The organism is Pseudomonas fluorescens, assembly GCF_902497995.1.
Taxonomy (GTDB): Bacteria; Pseudomonadota; Gammaproteobacteria; order Pseudomonadales; family Pseudomonadaceae; genus Aquipseudomonas; species Aquipseudomonas fluorescens_BK.
In genome coordinates this window covers 26,631-42,331 of the sequence record NZ_CABVII010000001.1, presented here as the reverse complement: position 1 = coordinate 42,331, position 15,701 = coordinate 26,631, and the positions used below count along the sequence as shown (strand labels likewise).

Annotated in this window: 14 protein-coding genes and 6 pseudogenes; 5 read left to right on the top strand and 15 right to left on the bottom strand. The window is 56.5% G+C overall.

Features of this window, described 5'->3' with window-relative positions; all coding sequences use genetic code 11:
• Nucleotides 1–216: 216 nt before the first annotated feature.
• Nucleotides 217–480, bottom strand: a complete 264-nt coding sequence (locus F8N80_RS00235) for a hypothetical protein (protein ID WP_150782913.1) — start codon at nucleotides 478–480, stop codon at nucleotides 217–219.
• A 351-nt stretch (nucleotides 481–831) separates the two neighbouring features.
• Here F8N80_RS00235 and F8N80_RS00230 point away from each other — a divergent pair, with 351 nt between their 5' ends.
• Nucleotides 832–1,854 (top strand): DUF4238 domain-containing protein, encoded by a 1,023-nt coding sequence (locus F8N80_RS00230; protein WP_191632830.1) that lies wholly within the window; start codon nucleotides 832–834, stop codon nucleotides 1,852–1,854.
• Nucleotides 1,855–2,055: 201 nt separating this feature from the next.
• Here F8N80_RS00230 and F8N80_RS00220 read toward each other — a convergent pair.
• Nucleotides 2,056–2,277 (bottom strand): annotated as a pseudogene (locus tag F8N80_RS00220) (transposase domain-containing protein); the annotation flags it as partial.
• Nucleotides 2,278–2,381: 104 nt separating this feature from the next.
• On the bottom strand, nucleotides 2,382–3,320 hold the full coding sequence (locus tag F8N80_RS00215) for a group II intron reverse transcriptase (RefSeq protein ID WP_263596938.1): 939 nt from the start codon (nucleotides 3,318–3,320) through the stop codon (nucleotides 2,382–2,384).
• On the opposite strand from F8N80_RS00215, the gene F8N80_RS00210 reads away from it, so the two are divergent.
• On the top strand, nucleotides 3,319–4,038 hold the full coding sequence (locus F8N80_RS00210; protein ID WP_150782910.1) for a reverse transcriptase domain-containing protein: 720 nt from the start codon (nucleotides 3,319–3,321) through the stop codon (nucleotides 4,036–4,038). The two genes, F8N80_RS00215 and F8N80_RS00210, sit on opposite strands and share 2 nt — an antisense overlap.
• Nucleotides 4,039–4,148: 110 nt before the next feature.
• A complete protein-coding gene (locus F8N80_RS00205; protein ID WP_150782909.1) occupies nucleotides 4,149–5,177 on the top strand; it encodes an IS110 family transposase in 1,029 nt (342 codons plus the stop codon).
• A 735-nt stretch (nucleotides 5,178–5,912) separates the two neighbouring features.
• Here the strand turns inward: F8N80_RS00205 and mobH are convergent.
• Nucleotides 5,913–7,640, bottom strand: a complete 1,728-nt coding sequence (mobH, locus tag F8N80_RS00200) for a MobH family relaxase (RefSeq protein ID WP_150782908.1) — start codon at nucleotides 7,638–7,640, stop codon at nucleotides 5,913–5,915.
• Nucleotides 7,641–7,865: 225 nt separating this feature from the next.
• Here mobH and F8N80_RS00195 point away from each other — a divergent pair, with 225 nt between their 5' ends.
• Entirely contained in the window at nucleotides 7,866–8,060 is a 195-nt protein-coding gene (locus F8N80_RS00195; protein WP_150782907.1) for a DUF7740 domain-containing protein, read from the top strand.
• A gap of 128 nt (nucleotides 8,061–8,188) precedes the next feature.
• Here the strand turns inward: F8N80_RS00195 and F8N80_RS00190 are convergent.
• A pseudogene (locus F8N80_RS00190) lies at nucleotides 8,189–9,150 on the bottom strand (ArdC family protein).
• 536 nt (nucleotides 9,151–9,686) lie between these two features.
• Here F8N80_RS00190 and F8N80_RS00185 point away from each other — a divergent pair.
• Nucleotides 9,687–10,070: a DUF3742 family protein gene (locus tag F8N80_RS00185; protein WP_150782906.1), complete on the top strand. Its 384-nt coding sequence runs from the start codon at nucleotides 9,687–9,689 to the stop codon at nucleotides 10,068–10,070.
• A gap of 9 nt (nucleotides 10,071–10,079) precedes the next feature.
• Here F8N80_RS00185 and F8N80_RS00180 read toward each other — a convergent pair whose 3' ends face one another.
• The 10 genes and pseudogenes from F8N80_RS00180 to F8N80_RS00135 all read right to left on the bottom strand — a co-directional run bounded on the left by F8N80_RS00180 (nucleotide 10,080) and on the right by F8N80_RS00135 (nucleotide 15,293).
• The gene (locus tag F8N80_RS00180) at nucleotides 10,080–11,624 is read right to left on the bottom strand and encodes a conjugal transfer protein TraG N-terminal domain-containing protein (RefSeq protein ID WP_150782905.1); all 1,545 of its coding nucleotides are present in this window, start codon (nucleotides 11,622–11,624) and stop codon (nucleotides 10,080–10,082) included.
• Between the two features lie 10 nt (nucleotides 11,625–11,634).
• The gene (locus F8N80_RS00175; protein WP_150782904.1) at nucleotides 11,635–11,943 is read right to left on the bottom strand and encodes a hypothetical protein; all 309 of its coding nucleotides are present in this window, start codon (nucleotides 11,941–11,943) and stop codon (nucleotides 11,635–11,637) included.
• Nucleotides 11,940–12,323: pseudogene (locus tag F8N80_RS00170) on the bottom strand (integrating conjugative element protein); the annotation flags it as partial. The pseudogene F8N80_RS00170 and the gene F8N80_RS00175, both read right to left, overlap by 4 nt.
• Nucleotides 12,304–12,534: pseudogene (locus F8N80_RS00165) on the bottom strand (TIGR03752 family integrating conjugative element protein); the annotation flags it as partial. The pseudogenes F8N80_RS00165 and F8N80_RS00170, both read right to left, overlap by 20 nt.
• Complete coding sequence (locus F8N80_RS00160) at nucleotides 12,524–13,339, bottom strand: TIGR03749 family integrating conjugative element protein (RefSeq protein ID WP_150782903.1); 816 nt, start codon at nucleotides 13,337–13,339, stop codon at nucleotides 12,524–12,526. The pseudogene F8N80_RS00165 and the gene F8N80_RS00160, both read right to left, overlap by 11 nt.
• Nucleotides 13,336–13,773, bottom strand: a pseudogene (locus tag F8N80_RS00155) (PFL_4703 family integrating conjugative element protein); the annotation flags it as partial. The pseudogene F8N80_RS00155 and the gene F8N80_RS00160, both read right to left, overlap by 4 nt.
• Nucleotides 13,770–13,865: pseudogene (locus tag F8N80_RS31325) on the bottom strand (TIGR03745 family integrating conjugative element membrane protein); the annotation flags it as partial. The pseudogenes F8N80_RS31325 and F8N80_RS00155, both read right to left, overlap by 4 nt.
• Before the next feature lie 17 nt (nucleotides 13,866–13,882).
• A complete protein-coding gene (locus tag F8N80_RS00145) occupies nucleotides 13,883–14,122 on the bottom strand; it encodes a TIGR03758 family integrating conjugative element protein (protein ID WP_150782902.1) in 240 nt (79 codons plus the stop codon).
• Nucleotides 14,119–14,454: an RAQPRD family integrative conjugative element protein gene (locus tag F8N80_RS00140; protein WP_150782901.1), complete on the bottom strand. Its 336-nt coding sequence runs from the start codon at nucleotides 14,452–14,454 to the stop codon at nucleotides 14,119–14,121. Before F8N80_RS00140 ends, F8N80_RS00145 begins: the two co-directional genes overlap by 4 nt.
• A gap of 506 nt (nucleotides 14,455–14,960) precedes the next feature.
• Nucleotides 14,961–15,293: a hypothetical protein gene (locus tag F8N80_RS00135; protein ID WP_150782900.1), complete on the bottom strand. Its 333-nt coding sequence runs from the start codon at nucleotides 15,291–15,293 to the stop codon at nucleotides 14,961–14,963.
• Nucleotides 15,294–15,701 lie beyond the last annotated feature (408 nt).

Sequence of the window (15,701 nt, the reverse complement as noted above, 5' to 3'; positions counted from 1 at the left end):
CGGCTTTACGGTCCTAAGAGACGTGCGAAGGGCCTCGAACCCCAATCTACACGTCTCGCACGTAGCCGCTTTGGCCCCTTAATGTGTTCGTTAGCTCTTTGGCTGGGATTGACCAGAATTGAGCGATCGCAGCCAGCCAAAAACCATTCGTTGCTAAAGAATGATAATGATCCCCTGGGCATGATGAGTCTGCTTCAGCTAGTTAAATCAGCAAAGTTATCTGGCTTGCTGTAGCTCATAAATATTAATCAACTCATGATGATCGATGCTATCGCCTGGCCATGGTGCGTGGATCTCAACAAGGTCAAACTCTAGCTCCCCGGCTTTTGCTAGCTCCAATATTTCTTCGTCAGACATTGCCAAGTACTCGGGCCATTGATCAATGAGTTCTCTTGCTCTTGCTACAACCTCTTCGCCAGTTCTGCCAATATATAATTCTTCAACTTGGGTTGATCCGTAGGTGATCATAAAAAAAGACATTATGTATCCTTATCGAGCGCAGGGGGAGAGTGTAGGGCGCGCGGGTGGTGCGTAAGCAGCATCCGCAGCGTAACTAGATAGCATGTACAACCTACGTTTTCTGAGCTGAAAGGTCGAGAAATACCTGCTAGCAGTGAACCCTGCAAATCCAACTCGGTAGAGTGAAGCGTTCATAACGGCCTTCCGTTTCTAGCTGTGAGCAGTCGGTGATCAGGCGCTGCAACCGACCTATTGCCTTCAACAGCGGCCACAAAAAATTGTCGTGATTAGTTGAATGACCTGGTCACTGGAGACGAGCTTATGCTAAGAAAGCTGCCAATGACCGTGAGACAATCCGTAAGGGACTTAACGATGCAACAGCTCCATAAGGACAATCACTATGTGCCTAAGCTGTACCTAAAGCAGTGGGCCCAAGACGGGGGAATTTCTACTTATCGTCTGCTGGTTCCCAATGAAAAGCTTCCGCTCTGGAGAATGCACTCGCTGAAAGGCATCGCCTATCAGGAGCACCTTTACAATTATGTCGTGAGTGGTCATCAGACCGATGAGTTTGAGCGGTGGCTTGACAGTGAGTTTGAGGCACCCGCCGAAGAAGTGATTAGTCGTGTGGTCCGTGATGAGAAGCTATTGCCGGACCAGTGGCGGACACTGATTCGTTTTGCCATGGCTCAAGATGTGAGAACACCCGCTCGCTATAGAGAGTTTGTTGCCCGTCAGTCTACGACACTACAGCCGCTGTTGAACGAGACGCTGGAGCGATCAATCACTGAACTAGAACTCGCCGTCTCTGATGGACGTTCGCTTCGAAGGTGTCAAGCTACTGAGTTAGAGAAGTTTCCGTTCAATTTGGTGATTGAACCTCAGCCCAATGGCGATGGAATGTTGCAAGCCCACACGATCGTTGGGCGTCGATTGTGGGTGTGGAACGCGCGACGCTTGCTGACAGACACTATCAAAAAAATACCCATGAAAGGCTGGGTGATTCTAAATGCGCCGCCTGGCTTGAGTTGGCCGACCAGTGATAATCCACTTATTCGGCTCAATTTTCATGGACCTGAAAAGTATGATTTTAAGGGCGGCTGGGGTGTAAAAAATGAGGATATTCTTCTCCCTTTGAGCCCTAAGCACTTGCTTTACACCTGCATTGGTAGCCGGCCCAAGATATGTGCGGCCACGTTGGATCTTCAAACTGCCCAATTTATGCGACGGATCATCATCGAGCATGCCGATCGCTATGTATTTTCCACAGAACCGAGTGACGTGCACTTAATTCGTCCTAGGACGATATGTGCCGAGCAGTTCATGGCGGAGCGGAGGGCTTGGGGGGATTGGAATCGTGAGCAGTCTGAGGCTGAAGCGAAGCTAGCCAGGTAAAAGCTTGACTGTTGTCTCTACCAGTTGATTCCACATCCGAAAGGCGCCACCTGCTTTCACTCTGGCGTCATCAGTACGGCGAGTGTCATCTTAATGAAGTCTTCGTTGCGGTCGATCGTGGCCAAGGCGCCGGGGACGTTGTCCGCGATCTCGGCCGATCCGCGTTGCTCCGTAAGCGTCTGCCCAACACACCTTTTGTGATTAAACGGGCGCCCACCTGTGCGGCAACAGCTCGGTTATCTCACTCGCACGCTGCGTCGGCAGGCGTGTAAGAACATCCTTCAAGTAAGCATACGGATCATGTCCGTTGAGCCGCGCCGACTGGATCAAACTCATGATCGCCGCCGCACGTTTACCGCTGCGTAACGAGCCCGCGAACAGCCAGTTCGAGCGCCCAAGAGCCCACGGCCGGATTTGATTGTCGGGTAGTCAGACGCGGTTACCCGCGCCCAACCCCCTAAGAACCGTGCATGCGAGTTTCCCAGCACACGGCTCAAGCCTCTGCTAAGGCGCTACTGGGCACCCGGTTATACATCGTCGACATTGGCAAATTGCACATCCCTTGGGCACCGCAGGTGGTAGATCTCAAGATTGGCGGCCGCATCCGTCCCTCCGTGACTCAGCTTCACAACATGGCGGCTATGCCATGGTGTGTCTTTGGTGACCGGTTTACTGCATGCGCAGCAGCGGCCGCCTTGCTGTAGCCACACCCTATACAGCTTGGCTCGACCCTTTGGGGAGATAAGCATTCTTTTGCCCCATCGGGATTCGAAGTACTCATCCCATTCAGGGTCGTGAGGGTTGGCAGCAGCCTTGATCTTGATATGTCGCACAATTGGCGTGTCCGAGGCGTCCAATAACGTGTACTGACGCTTCCGACCATCGGCGGATTTTTCAGTACACGAGAACACCCAACGGCGCGCCCCTTGTACTTTAAAATACCGATCCTTCACCCATCGGCGTGTCTTGCGAGGGTGGCGACGTACCGCCCATCGCCAGAGCATTTCCCACACTGCGCTGTCCACCTGGTTGAAGACCTTCTTGGCGACGACATGACTGTGATAGTTCGCCCAGCCCCGTAGAACCGGGTTGAGCAAACCTATCAAGTTAGCCTGTCGTATCGTTTTGTTGGTCTTGATCAACTCTCGCAGCTTGGCAAGTAGAGCCCCGATGTTCGCCTTGGACGGCTTGATCAGGAGCTTGCCGTTGTACTTGCGTAGGTTCCATCCGAGGAAGTCGAACCCGTCCCCTATGTGCGTTATCTTGGTTTTTTCCGGAGAGAGGACAAGTCCACGCTCTGCCAGAAATTCAGCCACGGCGGGCCTGACTTCATTCTCCAGCCATTCTTTCGAACAACCAGTGATGATGAAATCATCTGCATAACGCACCACGCGCATTTTTCGGGCTGTCCACTTCGCGTTGGGAAATCTCTTCGCCAGCATCGCTTCCAACCCATCCAGCGTCATGTTCGCCAACACCGGGGATATCTCGCCGTTGCTGGCGAATATCTATCTTCACTACGTGCTGGATTTGTGGGCAAGGCAGTGGCGCCAGCGGCATGCCCGTGGCGATGTGATTGTTGTGCGCTACGCGGACGACAGCGTGGTGGGTTTCAGGACGCAATGGCAGGCTCAGCAGTTTCTGGTGCGGTTGCAGGAACGCTTGGCCAGGTTCGGTTTATCCCTAAACGCCTCGAAGACACGGCTGATTGAGTTTGGTCGTTTTGCTGCGAGAAATCGTAGGAAGCGAGGGTTAGGTAAACCGGAGACGTTTGACTTCCTGGGCTTCACGCACTGTTGCAGTTCCAATAGAAGCGGTGGTTTTCAAATACTGCGACTGACGGTCAAGAAGCGAATGCGTGCGACGCTGCTGGCTATTCGGGATGAGCTGAAGCGCCGACGGCATGAACCCATCCGGGCTCAAGGGCAATGGCTCACTCGGGTGGTGAGTGGTTACTTCAACTACCACGCGGTGCCGGGAAATCTGATACGTCTGGGTGGTTTTCGTCTGGCGGTATGCCGTCTATGGCGGCAAGCCCTCAAACGTCGCAGCCAGCGTAATCGGCTTCAATGGTCACGCTACGGACGCCTTGCTGACCTCTACATACCTAGACCCAGAAATGCACATCCTTACCCTGAGGATCGCTTCGCGTCACATACCCGAGGCAGGAGCCGTATGCGGTAGTTCCGCACGTACGGATCTATTGGTATGGACGCCCCCATCCACAAACCAGAGGTCTCAACATGCCATAGTGGAAGGGCTTCAGAAACCACAAACCAAGAGGAGCGTCCGGTATGAAAATTATGACCGTTGGTATCGACTTGGCGAAAAATGTATTTCAGGTACACGGTGTTAATGAACATGGCAAGACCGTTCTGAGGAAGCAACTCAAGCGCGACCAGGTCGCCACCTTTTTTGCCATCATGCCGCAATGTCTGATCGGTATGGAGGCCTGTGGAAGCGCCCACCATTGGGCTCGCAAGTTGCGCAGCTTGGGTCACGATGTGAGGCTGATGGCCCCACAATTCGTAAAGCCATACGTGAAAACGAACAAAAACGATGTAGCTGATGCTGAGGCTATCTGCGAAGCAGTGGGTCGGCCAAACATGCGTTTTGTGCCGATCAAGGACATTGAGCAACAGGCCGTGCTGTCGCTGCATCGGGTTCGTCAAGGATTCGTGAAGGCGCGGACAGCGCAAGCTAATCAGATCCGTGGGCTGCTAGCCGAATTTGGTCTTGTAATCCCACAAGGCATCGCACATATCGCCAAGCGCGTACCGGAGTTTATTGAGGATGAGCGCAATGAGTTGCCGGGCTCGTTTCGTATGCTTGTGCAGCGTCTACTGGAACAATTGAAGGGGTTCGATCATCAGGTTCATGAGATCGAGAATCAAATTGTTGCCTGGCATCGCGCAAACGAAAACAGCCGCAAGCTGGCCAAGATGCCAGGCATCGGGCCGATCACTGCCAGTGCGATGGTAGCCTCTCTTGGCGATGCCAAGAGTTTCAAGAATGGCCGACAGGTGAGTGCTTGGCTTGGGCTGGTGCCGAAGCAGAATTCCACTGGAGGTAAGACGGTGCTGTTGGGGATGAGTAAGCGGGGGGACTCCTATTTACGGACGCTACTGATCCAGGGGGCGCGGTCGATGATCTGCGCAGCACAGCGAAAAGAGATCTCTGACAGCTGGCTTGGCCGGCTACTTAAGCGGCGTAACGCCAATGTGGCAGCCGTTGCACTGGCTAATAAAAACGCCCGAATTATCTGGGCCTTGTTGGCCGGTGACCGAGAGTTCCGCTCCGATTACACGACCGTCGTCGCGTAATCGGAGCGGCTTGAAGACGTCAACTTAACCCTGCAGCAGACCAGCTCTATTGATTGCTCAGGTGATCATGAATTGATGGCAAAACTGGTAAGACCGTGGCCAAGAAAATCTGACCCGCACAGCGTGCCCTGAGCACACGGATCTATTGAGAACTCGGCCAGCGGATTCCATCAGGGACAGCGGCAACGCCGCACCGAAAGTCCGGATGTATGAGTGCAATCTCTACCATCGAGCCGTCACAGATTGAAAGCTTGGCAACCCGGGGGCGTCCATGTATGTGCGGGGGGCGGCAGGTAACTGCCGTCCCTACCGCGACCGTTGCTCCACCCAGTTTGAAAGTTCCATGATGGCTGCCTCAAGGGCTAGCTGGTTTTCGTTGATCTTGAATAGCAGGGAAGGGAGCAGTTCTGAATTTGGCATCGTGAATCCTCCGTGAAGAATTCAGCGTAGCAGTCGAATGAAGAGCGGGTGACTTATTGCGCTCCCCCAGACGCCAAACCAAGAACCGGCAGTGCCCGTGACAGGCCTGACTTAAACACTGCTAAAAAATTGCTACGAGGCGAAGAAATAAAACAGTATTGGCTAGGTGGGCCGGGGCTGCGGTCGATGGCTACATCCAACGCCTCATGGGACGATGCTCCGGAAAAAGCAGTGTAACGGAGCAATGAAATGCCAAGTGAACTCAAGAGTCGACTCTGTGCGTTTAGATCCCAATCAATGAGACGTTGCGGAAATTCAATACTTTTCGATTTTAAGAAAAGGATTATCGGATGGCATCAATTCAAAAAATAGCTTCGATTCCTCAATCAGATATCCCTTCAAGATGGTTTTCTTTCTAGGACCTCGCACTTGGCAGGCCCAGATATTCAGACCGTCCTCACGCTTCCGATGGATCTTCAATTTCTCGAACTGCTTCTGCACCCAGCGCCACTCATCCGCGCCTTCGTTGGCACTATGGGAGATGCCAGGAAACTCCTGGACATAGAGTTGGAAAATTCCGGGGGTAACCAGGAAAACGGTACCGTCCACCGTGTGAATCTTGGCCTTGCTGTCGTTGATGATGAGCTTGTGACTCTGGATACCTTCCCTGACCCAATTCAGAAATACCTGACCGGGGTTGTCCGAAGGAGGGCTTAAGCTGTTGAGGGGGCTTCCAGAAAGTGAAATATGGGCCTCAGGTTCTGCCGGTTCGAAAATATCTAGCAGTGTTCCAAGGTAGTCATCAGCATCTTCCATCGCCAGTGGGGCAGGCGGCGATGGACTTTGAGTCAAGCTTTGGCTGACAACCTCGGACGATACTGGCGATGCGGGTGCTGTTGTCGGCTGCTCATCGACGGCCACGCTCACCATTCCGTTGAAAGCCTCGGGCCGATCTTTATTTGCCCAGATCAACGCCGGCTGGAGGCGCAAAAAAGTGAAGCTCTGTTGCCAACTTCCCTGGGCCACGCGAGCACTCCAGATGGCTTTGCCTGCCGGAGTCGACTCGACCAACCCATGGGATTGCAGCTCGTCGAACACCGCGATATTGGATGAAGGAATGCCCTCGATCGATTGCGACAGCAGATAAGCGCGCAACTTGTCGGTAACGATCTTGCTCACCAGCCACAAAGCGTCCTGGGTCAACCAGCCGGCGGCGCCCGGCTGGTTGAGTTTCAGCTCGTGTTGGACCAGGTGTCGCAGTCCAGTGATCAAGTGATGTTGCAGTGAATGGATCGGCGCTTGCAGCGCCTTGCTCGGATTGCCCCCGATGTTCTGCGCGGTGGAGACCCGATCGGCCTGGATCACTAGTTCGCCGAGCACGCTGGCATGTTCGTACTGGCCCGCCAGGACATACAGCAGGCTGGCCCACAATGACGGAAAGCCACTGAGCCAATCGAGGATCGGGCGGTCGAGAATTTGGGTGTAGAGCAACCCTGCGGCGGCGCCATGCAAGTGGTAGTCACGACCCTTGATATAGCGAAAGCGGTAGGGTTGATCCAGCGGTCCCTGCCAAGGGTGCCAAGGGCTGCCATCCTGGCGTTCGACCCGCAGGTCGACGGCGATCTTGCCAATGTCATGCAGCAGCGCGCCATAGGCGATTGCCGCGGACCAAGCGTCGGTCTGGGCGGCTTGGTCTTCGGGGGCGGCACCGGTGAGCAGCAGATACGACTGGCGCAGTTTCAGACTGCAGGCAACGAGCTCCAAGCCATGGTCGAGCATGCCGCCGAGGTACGCATGGTGGTGCGTTTCGCTGGCCGGAAGTTGCTGGACCTGTTCGGCGTAGCGTTGGATCGGCAGTAAGTAGAGCTGAGTGAATTGCGCGTGAGAGAGGGCGGTGGACTGCCAGATACGCTCGAGCAACTGGCGGCGGTGCTCCGCGGCTAACAGGGTATGGGCGGATTCGATGGGCAGGTACCCTTCGGCAACGCTCACGCTCAGTGGCGGAGGGGGCTTTGGCCCTTTGCGGTGAAACAGACTGAACATCGTGACCTCCGGCAGGTGGTGGGCCAGTGGCCTTTTAGCCTTTTCGGGTAGTGCTCTTACCCTTGAGGCCCCATTCCCTTCCAACCTTTACCTGTCCTTTTGGCGTGTGGCCTTTTGCGCGGCAAGGGGAATAGCGATACCGCTGGGCATCGTTTTGTTGAGGCGCGTGCTGGTGCGGCAAAGGCAAGAGTCGGTACACTGCGCTGCATATTTTTGGGGCGAACGATGAACCTCACTGACGCGACATTGGTGCTGCTCTTGGCGGCCCGTATTCATAGAACGGACGAGGCTGTCCGGGCTTCGGCGAAGAGCGTGGTCAAGAAGTTGCCACGCAGCAAGCGCGATCTGATCTATAAAGTGATCGACAGCCAAAGCCCGCTGGAACTTGTGGGTTTTCTGGCGCAAAACCTGGATACGTAACAGTTTGCCGCTGGGTTGCGACCACCTCCTGCACAGTCTCGCAGCGTGAGGCCTTCTGTTGTTCAGGGCCGAAAAAAGGCCCAACTCGCGTTGGGCCCTCTGAAGCGGTTGCAGCGGAGAGATAATGATTAAGCGCCATCGTTCACGCCCAGCGGGTCATCCAAGACCGCTGACTTCGATGGCCGCTCCAGGTTGAGCAGATACTCTGATGCCGTTCCGGCTTGGCCACTGGCCCGAAAGATTGCGCGTTTGTCTGCCTTGAGCAGGCCGAGCCAGGACTCAAGGTAACCCGCATGGCGCAACTCGCCCTGAATGCCGCAATGAGCGCACAAGAATGCCGCGCCTATTTCAGCCACTAGCTCCTCGAAGGCATAACCCGGCGTACCGAATGGGCTAGGTAAAACCACCCCTTCGCGGTGTAGACGCGAGGGGCCCCCGACCCAATGGGTCAGTTCATGTAGCGCCGTGGCGTAATAGCCACTTTCGTAGTGAAATTGCGCCTTTGTCGGCAGTTGGATGAAATCTCTGAGCGGGTGGTAAAGGCTTGGTCGGCCGGCCGATGAACAATCTTTGCTCCAGAGCTGAGCAGCAGATGTTCCGCAGCGCTGTTGGCCTGAAAGGGATCGCTCGGTTCCGTTTCGATCAGGAATTCATTGAGTGCATCGAGTCCCTCCGTTTGTTCGATATTGAACAGGAAGTGCGTCCGGAGAATGCCAAAGTGAGTGACCTTGGGCTGGCCGTTCTCATCGAGAACGGGTTGCCCTGATTCGCTCTGTTCTTCGCGTTCCATCGGCTTGTAGAGAACTGCCAGGGTGCTGTGTTCACCCTTGCGGATGTGCCCACCGGCTTTTTTGGCTTGGTTGTAGGTCAGCCAACGATCTTGCGTGAAGCCCTGCAATCGGGCCTCGGCCCAAAGCAGGGGGAGATTAATGCCGGAATAGGCACGCCGAGTGATCGCATTGATGGGGAAGGGTTGGTGAGGACCGTGGTTCGATGAGCCAGTTGAGGTCCAGGGTTTGATCCAGGGAGCAACGCCTTGGCCTAAAGCGGTCACGATCTTGTCGGTCACGTCTTGGTAGATATCGCGCATGGCAGTTTCCTCGAGAGAAAGCGGAGGAACGCCTTGCCCGTCGGGGAGGGTTCCCCGGTGGGTGATGAATTGGATAGGTGCCTTTGGAGGCCATCCGACTGTGGAAATGAGGCTGAGCGGTACAGGAAAAAAATCCCTGCCGGGGGTTGAAAAAAAAGCGTGGGCGTACCTGACGAGCAGGGCTCGACAGACGCTTTGGAGAACAGTGGGCGTTCATCATCGTGGAAGCGGTGACCGTGCGAGCTACCGAACGCTAATCGCACTTGGGGAGAACCATCACCAAGGTGACGTAGTCTCGAAGGTCTCGACTACCTGGGCAGGTGCTGTCGATAACAGCAGTCCGTACTGAGGTTTTTAGCTGCGCGGTTTATGCGGGTCAACCCCTTCAGCAACGCTGTTGCACGCGGCTTGTCTGCTGGCTTCCAGTGAGAGGTTTTCGGCTGGGTAAACTGATAAACGGTCAAGCGCGGACCATTTTCAGTAGTAGGCTGGAACTGCAGTATCCATCATGAAAACGCTCAGCAGAGGGCGAAACCATGCCGACGCAAGCCCCCATTCACGTTTCCCGCGCCCATCGATGGGCCTATGCCTGTGGCATGTCGCTAAAACGTGGGTATCGCTGGTTGAAAGAGTTCGAGTCCCGTGTGGCTGAGCGGGCGGTGTCGGCAGGTATACCTGCAGGTAAAGGCATTGTTCGTGGAAGCTTTCTGGTTGCAAAACTGGCGTTGATCGGAGGATTGCTCTTTGTCAGTTTGTGGCTGGCGATATCGATTGTGATCCTTATTGTTTTATTTGGGTCATTGGTCAACGCTGCTCCGATTCCGTCTAAGAATGCTCTTCGGTACAAGGCATACGGTGATCCATACGGCGAATATGAGTTCGGCCGCGCTCCGGGGCAACCCGACCTGAAAGATCTGTAACCAAGGGGGTTAGCCCCTTTTCAAAGTCTTGCCGGCAGACATCAGAGCTTCTGAACCTCTTGCTCCTGCATCTTGGGCTTGGGCGCCTCCTTTGGAGAGCATACCTTCTGCAATTGATCCGATTCGGTATCCAGCCCAGCTCATCGCCGTAAAGAACAACATAGGCAGCACAATAAACATCGTTCCCATCACATACTCAATCACCTGTGCCGTGACCGTTCCATCCATGACACCAGAGGTCGGCAGCGATAACAGCACTTTGTTGGACGCCGACACCTGGCTGTACAGGGTATTGAGCATGCTGGAGTCTACCCAGCGTGCCAGCTCCCACCAAAAGGTCAGCATGTGCAAAGTGAACAGCGCGAAGGTCACGGTCATGACGGTCTTCAACTGGTAGGTACTGACCAGCAGCACCAGTGGCAAGCTGATGATGACGCCCATGGTCAGAAACGCCTGCACCATCGGCAGGGCGGCGCGCAGTGCATTCATAGCCGGGAAGTTGCTGAAGGAACCGAGGGCCAGCCCGGTGTTGGTCGCCAGGTTGTTGAGCCCTTGATTGATCGAGCCGCCGCGCGCGCTGGAGCCATAATCCTGAAACACCTGTCCGGGCGACATGGCCCTCGACTGCTGGCGCGGACTGACCAGCTCGCGCAGGGTAGCATCCTCGATCTCGTTGTTGGAGCGGCCCGTCAGCCAGCCCTTCAGCTGCGTCAGCAACGAAGGATCGATCTCCTTGATCAAGCGCTCGCGTAATCCGATACCGCTATCGCTCCACCATTGCTTGCAGGTGGGATAGCCCGCGCCATTCTCCAGTCGCGGCAAGGACACATCGCGGCGCGCGTCATAGGGCCAACTGACCCGTGGCGTGCGCGAACGATCGGTATCGTAGTAGCCGGGCGTCTCGAGGAAATAGCTCGAGCCGATCCAGGCAGTATCGTGACTCTGGGCCTTGTTCAACTGCGGACGGTGGGTGAACAGTCTAGAGCGGGAATAGCCATAGCAGTCGCGGGTGAAGTCGGCGACTTCCTGCAGCAGCACTTGGCTGTCAATCCGCGAGCTGTCGATCTCCATACGCATCTGCCGGATATCCGGGGCGCAGGGGATGGCGGCGGTGGCCGCCGCGCTCACGCCTTTGCTCACTGCATGCACCAGAAACCACCAGACCGGCACGTTGGCCGAGCGTTCGCCGAGGGTGTTGAAGGTGGTCCCCCAGGCGGTGTCCGCCGGATTGGCCACACTGACCCCGCAGCGCTGGCTGGCCGCCGCATCCAAGGTCATGGAGGCGAGGCTCAATGGAAAGACCGGTGCGCAGCCGAACAGCACCACGATGTAGGCCAGCCACAGCCGATTCTCGATCCGTGGCACCGAGAACAGTCCCTTGTTACCTTCATCCGCGCCTTGCTGACGGGCCGACAGCCATTCCTGCAGGATGATGGCACCGAAGGGCGCGGCGAACAGCCCGGTGTCGGACAAGATGCTCCAGAGGCCGTTGTTGATGATCCAGGCCAGCAAGGAGAGGTAAAACTCCAAGTAGCTGTTGGTGCTCATGAGCATGGCCGTGGCCTCACAGTCGGGTGAGTTCGACAAAGGTAACGAGCACGAGCCCCATGGTCCCGATGCGCTGCACCCGCAGTCGATCTGCTGGTCGATGGCGGTAGCGCCGAAGCAGGTCCCACCAGAGGGCAAACAGGGCGCCGTAGAGCAGAACCCGCCATACCCGTAAATAAGGTCGCGTCGCTTCGAACGCGTGTTGCCAGGTATCAACACTGCCCAGCGCCATGCTGCCGAGCTGTGTGACCAGGGAGGCGACCAGAAGCATCACCGCGGCAACTCCCAACGCCGAGAGCAGCGTGAGCAGCCGTGAGCGGTTCATGGTGTCACTGCCGCTTCGGCGTCGGCGTGATTGAGCCGGCCCGGCTCGGGATCACCTTGCTCGATGGTGCGTGAGGCCTCGGCCCCCCCGGCATGCCGATCGAGGACCAGGCTGGCGGTGTTGGTGGCCAACATCTGTCGGACCTGCAGTTCGGTTTGCAGCAGGCGAATTTCGCGTTCTAGGGCGTCGATGTTTTTCGTCAAGGCGTTCTGGGCCGGCTCGGCGGCAGCGATGTTCGGTTAGTGACTACCGGCCAACAGGGTGCGTAGCAGTAGGAGGGCTTTGTCGAGCACGCTGGATAAGGCCGTCTCGCTGGCCAAGCGTCGGGCCAGTAGATCCTGATCGGGATCGTCACGCAGGGCTTCGATGACACGGCGGGTGGCCGACCAGAGTGGCGACGGTATCGCGCGGGGTATCGCCGGCGATGCCCAGCGACTTGGCTTGTTCGGCGGACAGTTGGAGGTTGCCCTGATCAAGCGAACTCTCCGGAGCGGACGTGCTACCTCCGGCGACCCAGGTTTTCAGGATGATCAACACCATGGCCAGCATTGCTCCCGGCACCAGCCACTTGAGCAGCGCATTAGCTTTCATTGTCATCACCTCGCGCCGCGGGTGAGGGCACCAGAATGGCGTGTTCGAGGCCTGCGCCGCGGGTGATGAGGTAGGCGACCGTGGTGTCCTCGGCACTGCCGAGCGGTCCGAGGAAGGCATGCTGAAAGGCGGCGGCAAACAGCTGGGCCTGCAGCCAGCGGGGATCGAGTTGCACGGTTGCTGACCTACGGTTGCGTAACTTCACCGCGGTCACCCAGTAATCACCGAGTCGCCAGGCGGCGAGGGGTGTGCTAGACACGTGTTCGCTTGGCAGCAAGGTCGGCAGCTCGGTACGTAGCTTGAGCGGCACCCGCCGTACGCCGGGCAGGGACTCGACGGTGCGCAACGGCGAGTAGAGACTTTGTGCGGCATAGCGGGTCAAGGCGACCGGGATCGGTGTGCGTTCTGCAATGGGGGCGGTGTTCGGTTCAGCCTCGGTGGACTGCACCGGAGAATTTCTGAGGATCCGCACTGGCTCCAGCGCTTGATCGCCGGGAGCTGCTGCGATATCCAGCAGGATGATCTCGCCCGTCGCCACCGACTGCAGTTGTAATCGGGTAGGGGTAATCGCCTCCGCTGCTCGCAGGTACAGCGTGCCCCCGGTGGATTGCACGCGCAGTTTGCCGGTGAGTGATGAGGGCAGGCCGACGCGAACGTCCTCGTCGACAAAGACCACCCGTTCCTGACCAATCACCAATGGAATGGCGAGGGGCAGGCGCTCCCAGCGCATCAGCTCGACGGCCTGCGCCAGTGCCCCACTCAGCGATAAAACCACGGTTGTCCCGATCACTAACATTCGCCTCATGGCTCACCTCCGGGTAGGGCCAGTTTTTGCGGCGTGCCCTGGTAGCAATCCAGCGCCAGCCCCCACTTGTTGCGTTCGGGATCCAGGTCAAAACGCACCACGCGCAATGGGTAACGCACCACCACCCGTTTCACCGGTTCCGCGGCGTAATACTCGTCGGCATTAAGGTCGAGTTTGACCAGCCAGCTGTCGTGGTCGAGTTGTTTGACCCGTAAGGCCGGATCTTCGCTGTAGCCGCGGCCCAGCACTTCGTAGACTCCACGTACCCGTTGACGCAGCTCGCCGGCGGCCTTGCGGTACTCGTAGTCGTCGTCGAGGAAAATCTTGCAGGACGGTGTCAGGTAGGACTGCAAACTGTAGATCGCGCGACGATAATCCTGCTCGCCATCCGAAGGCCAGCGGTTAAGCTGGCCAAAGATGTAGAGGGCAAGGCTAGGCTTGGACCGAGCACCAGCAACAGACCGATCAGACGCTGGCTGGCACGGTCACGCAGGTTGTGTTTCAGGGGGGCAAAGCACTTAAGCATGACGGCGATCTCCTGGGTTAGGACAGGGTGAAGAACATCAGGACCAGCAACACCAGCACCACCCGCGCGGCACTACCACCAAACGCACCGAAGCGCACACTGCCAGTCGCCCAACCCCGATACGCCGTCCACATCACCCAGGTGCACCAGAGCAACGCCAGGACGAGCGTCAGGGAGAGCCAGAGTGACGAACTGCTCTGTGCTGAGAAACCGGAGGCGATTTGGAACGCGGCGGTCTGTGCAGCCGTCATGCTCATGGCGAGGGCTCCGAGGGCAGAGTGTCGAGGCGGTAGTTGCCGACCAGTTCCGCGGGATCGCGCGGTTGGGCGCGGGAAGGGGACAGGTAGCCCTGTATCCCTTGGCGGATGCGCTGGAGATCCTGAGCCAGGCGGGGGTAGTCGAAGCGATAGCGTTTGTTGGGGGCAGATGTGCTGGCTTCCTCGGCACGCGTGGCAAGGTGTTCGATCGTGTCGAGTTGCTGCAGGATCAGACTGAGCTGATCCTGTTCTTGAGCGGAGGCGGCGTAGACGCTGCTATGGACGATGGCCAGTGAGAGCAGTAACCAGCAGCGAAAGGCGGTAGTCGGCATGATTCTGCCCCATGTGGATATGGGGTCAGAATTGAGCTAACGGTGGGGGTTGTTCAGTAAGAAAAGCGAGTGACGGTGGATCGCTTTTTCTGGGGGAGCGCTGGAGATGTTTACTTGCAGCTATGTGGCCCTTCAGCCTTTGGTGAAAAATGGTCGGGGATTTTGGGCGACTCCACTCTTCTCAATGAGCTTCGTCGAACGGGGAACGAAAGATGATGATCGCGTGGCTCAGGCTGTGTGAAAACGCATACACCGGTTTGTAGTCTGCGTTGCTACGTGAAATCTGCCAGCGTCTGGTTAATCCGCGGACCTAAAATTTTCGTGGGACCGCGACTTTCGTTCCAGTCCTGACGGTCAAACCTGTCCTAAAACGTTTTCACACTACCTCGATCGTTTTCCGCCGGTCGCGACAGGCAGAAACTGGCCGATTATCGCCAGTGACGTTAGGCTGGACCACCAAAAGCAGGCCTTTCAGCGCCTAGCCCACTAGCCTCGTGAAAAACCACCTACATCGACTTGATCGAAACCACTTCCACAAATCGGAATTTTTTCCTAGCTGCCTTAGTCGCTTCCTGCTCAGCCAGGAGGGTACTCAACGTATCGGCCTCATGGACCATCTCGTGCGTCTTGCCTTCAAATTCATTGCCCACCCGAAGCATGACTTTCAGCCTAGGTGTAAATGCTTTCGCGACCTTCTTTTTTTCTGCCACCTTCGCTGACTGCGTGTTCACGATTTCCGGGAGAGGCTTTTGCACTGGAGGCGCATTGCCCTGCGCAACTGGCTCGTCAGCACCGAACAGCGCCCGGCGCATCTCTTCTTCAGTTAGTTCTGGGTTCATGCCAAATCTCAGAGGGATATTTGAGTAGCTAGTACGATTCTATCAGCATGACGAATTTCTCCAGTAGCGATTCCCCTCTGATCAGCTCTAAACCCTTGGCGACCGCTGCTGGAGAATTTATGTTCGCTGTGTATCGATACGGCGACCTGAGATCGAACCACAGCTAATTGCAGCGACATGCATCAATTGGCTAAAGAGGTTGGCCGTGGGTACTACCAGCACTCTCAAAGATCCGAACACGGAGCGGGCCTACCAAATATAGGAAAATCTAGCTATGTCTAGTGATGTCTAGCGATTGTGCTGGATATCACTAGACTCGCGCATTAGCCGATCGCAGCCATGACCGAGTATTTACACGTGCTGACACCCAGGCCAAAGGCTTGGTCGCAGACGGCTGTAAATTTTTGA

Bases quoted from the DNA above. Each gene is read 5' to 3' on its own strand.
- F8N80_RS00135 (WP_150782900.1), bottom strand. From the start codon at position 15,293: ATGAACCCAGAACTAACTGAAGAAGAGATGCGCCGGGCGCTGTTCGGT.
- F8N80_RS00235 (WP_150782913.1), bottom strand. From the start codon at position 480: ATGTCTTTTTTTATGATCACCTACGGATCAACCCAAGTTGAAGAATTA.
- F8N80_RS00230 (WP_191632830.1), top strand. From the start codon at position 832: ATGCAACAGCTCCATAAGGACAATCACTATGTGCCTAAGCTGTACCTA.
- F8N80_RS00140 (WP_150782901.1), bottom strand. From the start codon at position 14,454: ATGCCGACTACCGCCTTTCGCTGCTGGTTACTGCTCTCACTGGCCATC.
- F8N80_RS00215 (WP_263596938.1), bottom strand. From the start codon at position 3,320: ATGACGCTGGATGGGTTGGAAGCGATGCTGGCGAAGAGATTTCCCAAC.
- F8N80_RS00180 (WP_150782905.1), bottom strand. From the start codon at position 11,624: ATGCTCATGAGCACCAACAGCTACTTGGAGTTTTACCTCTCCTTGCTG.
- F8N80_RS00185 (WP_150782906.1), top strand. From the start codon at position 9,687: ATGCCGACGCAAGCCCCCATTCACGTTTCCCGCGCCCATCGATGGGCC.
- F8N80_RS00160 (WP_150782903.1), bottom strand. From the start codon at position 13,339: ATGAGGCGAATGTTAGTGATCGGGACAACCGTGGTTTTATCGCTGAGT.
- mobH (WP_150782908.1), bottom strand. From the start codon at position 7,640: ATGTTCAGTCTGTTTCACCGCAAAGGGCCAAAGCCCCCTCCGCCACTG.
- F8N80_RS00195 (WP_150782907.1), top strand. From the start codon at position 7,866: ATGAACCTCACTGACGCGACATTGGTGCTGCTCTTGGCGGCCCGTATT.
- F8N80_RS00210 (WP_150782910.1), top strand. From the start codon at position 3,319: ATGTTCGCCAACACCGGGGATATCTCGCCGTTGCTGGCGAATATCTAT.
- F8N80_RS00145 (WP_150782902.1), bottom strand. From the start codon at position 14,122: ATGAGCATGACGGCTGCACAGACCGCCGCGTTCCAAATCGCCTCCGGT.
- F8N80_RS00205 (WP_150782909.1), top strand. From the start codon at position 4,149: ATGAAAATTATGACCGTTGGTATCGACTTGGCGAAAAATGTATTTCAG.
- F8N80_RS00175 (WP_150782904.1), bottom strand. From the start codon at position 11,943: ATGAACCGCTCACGGCTGCTCACGCTGCTCTCGGCGTTGGGAGTTGCC.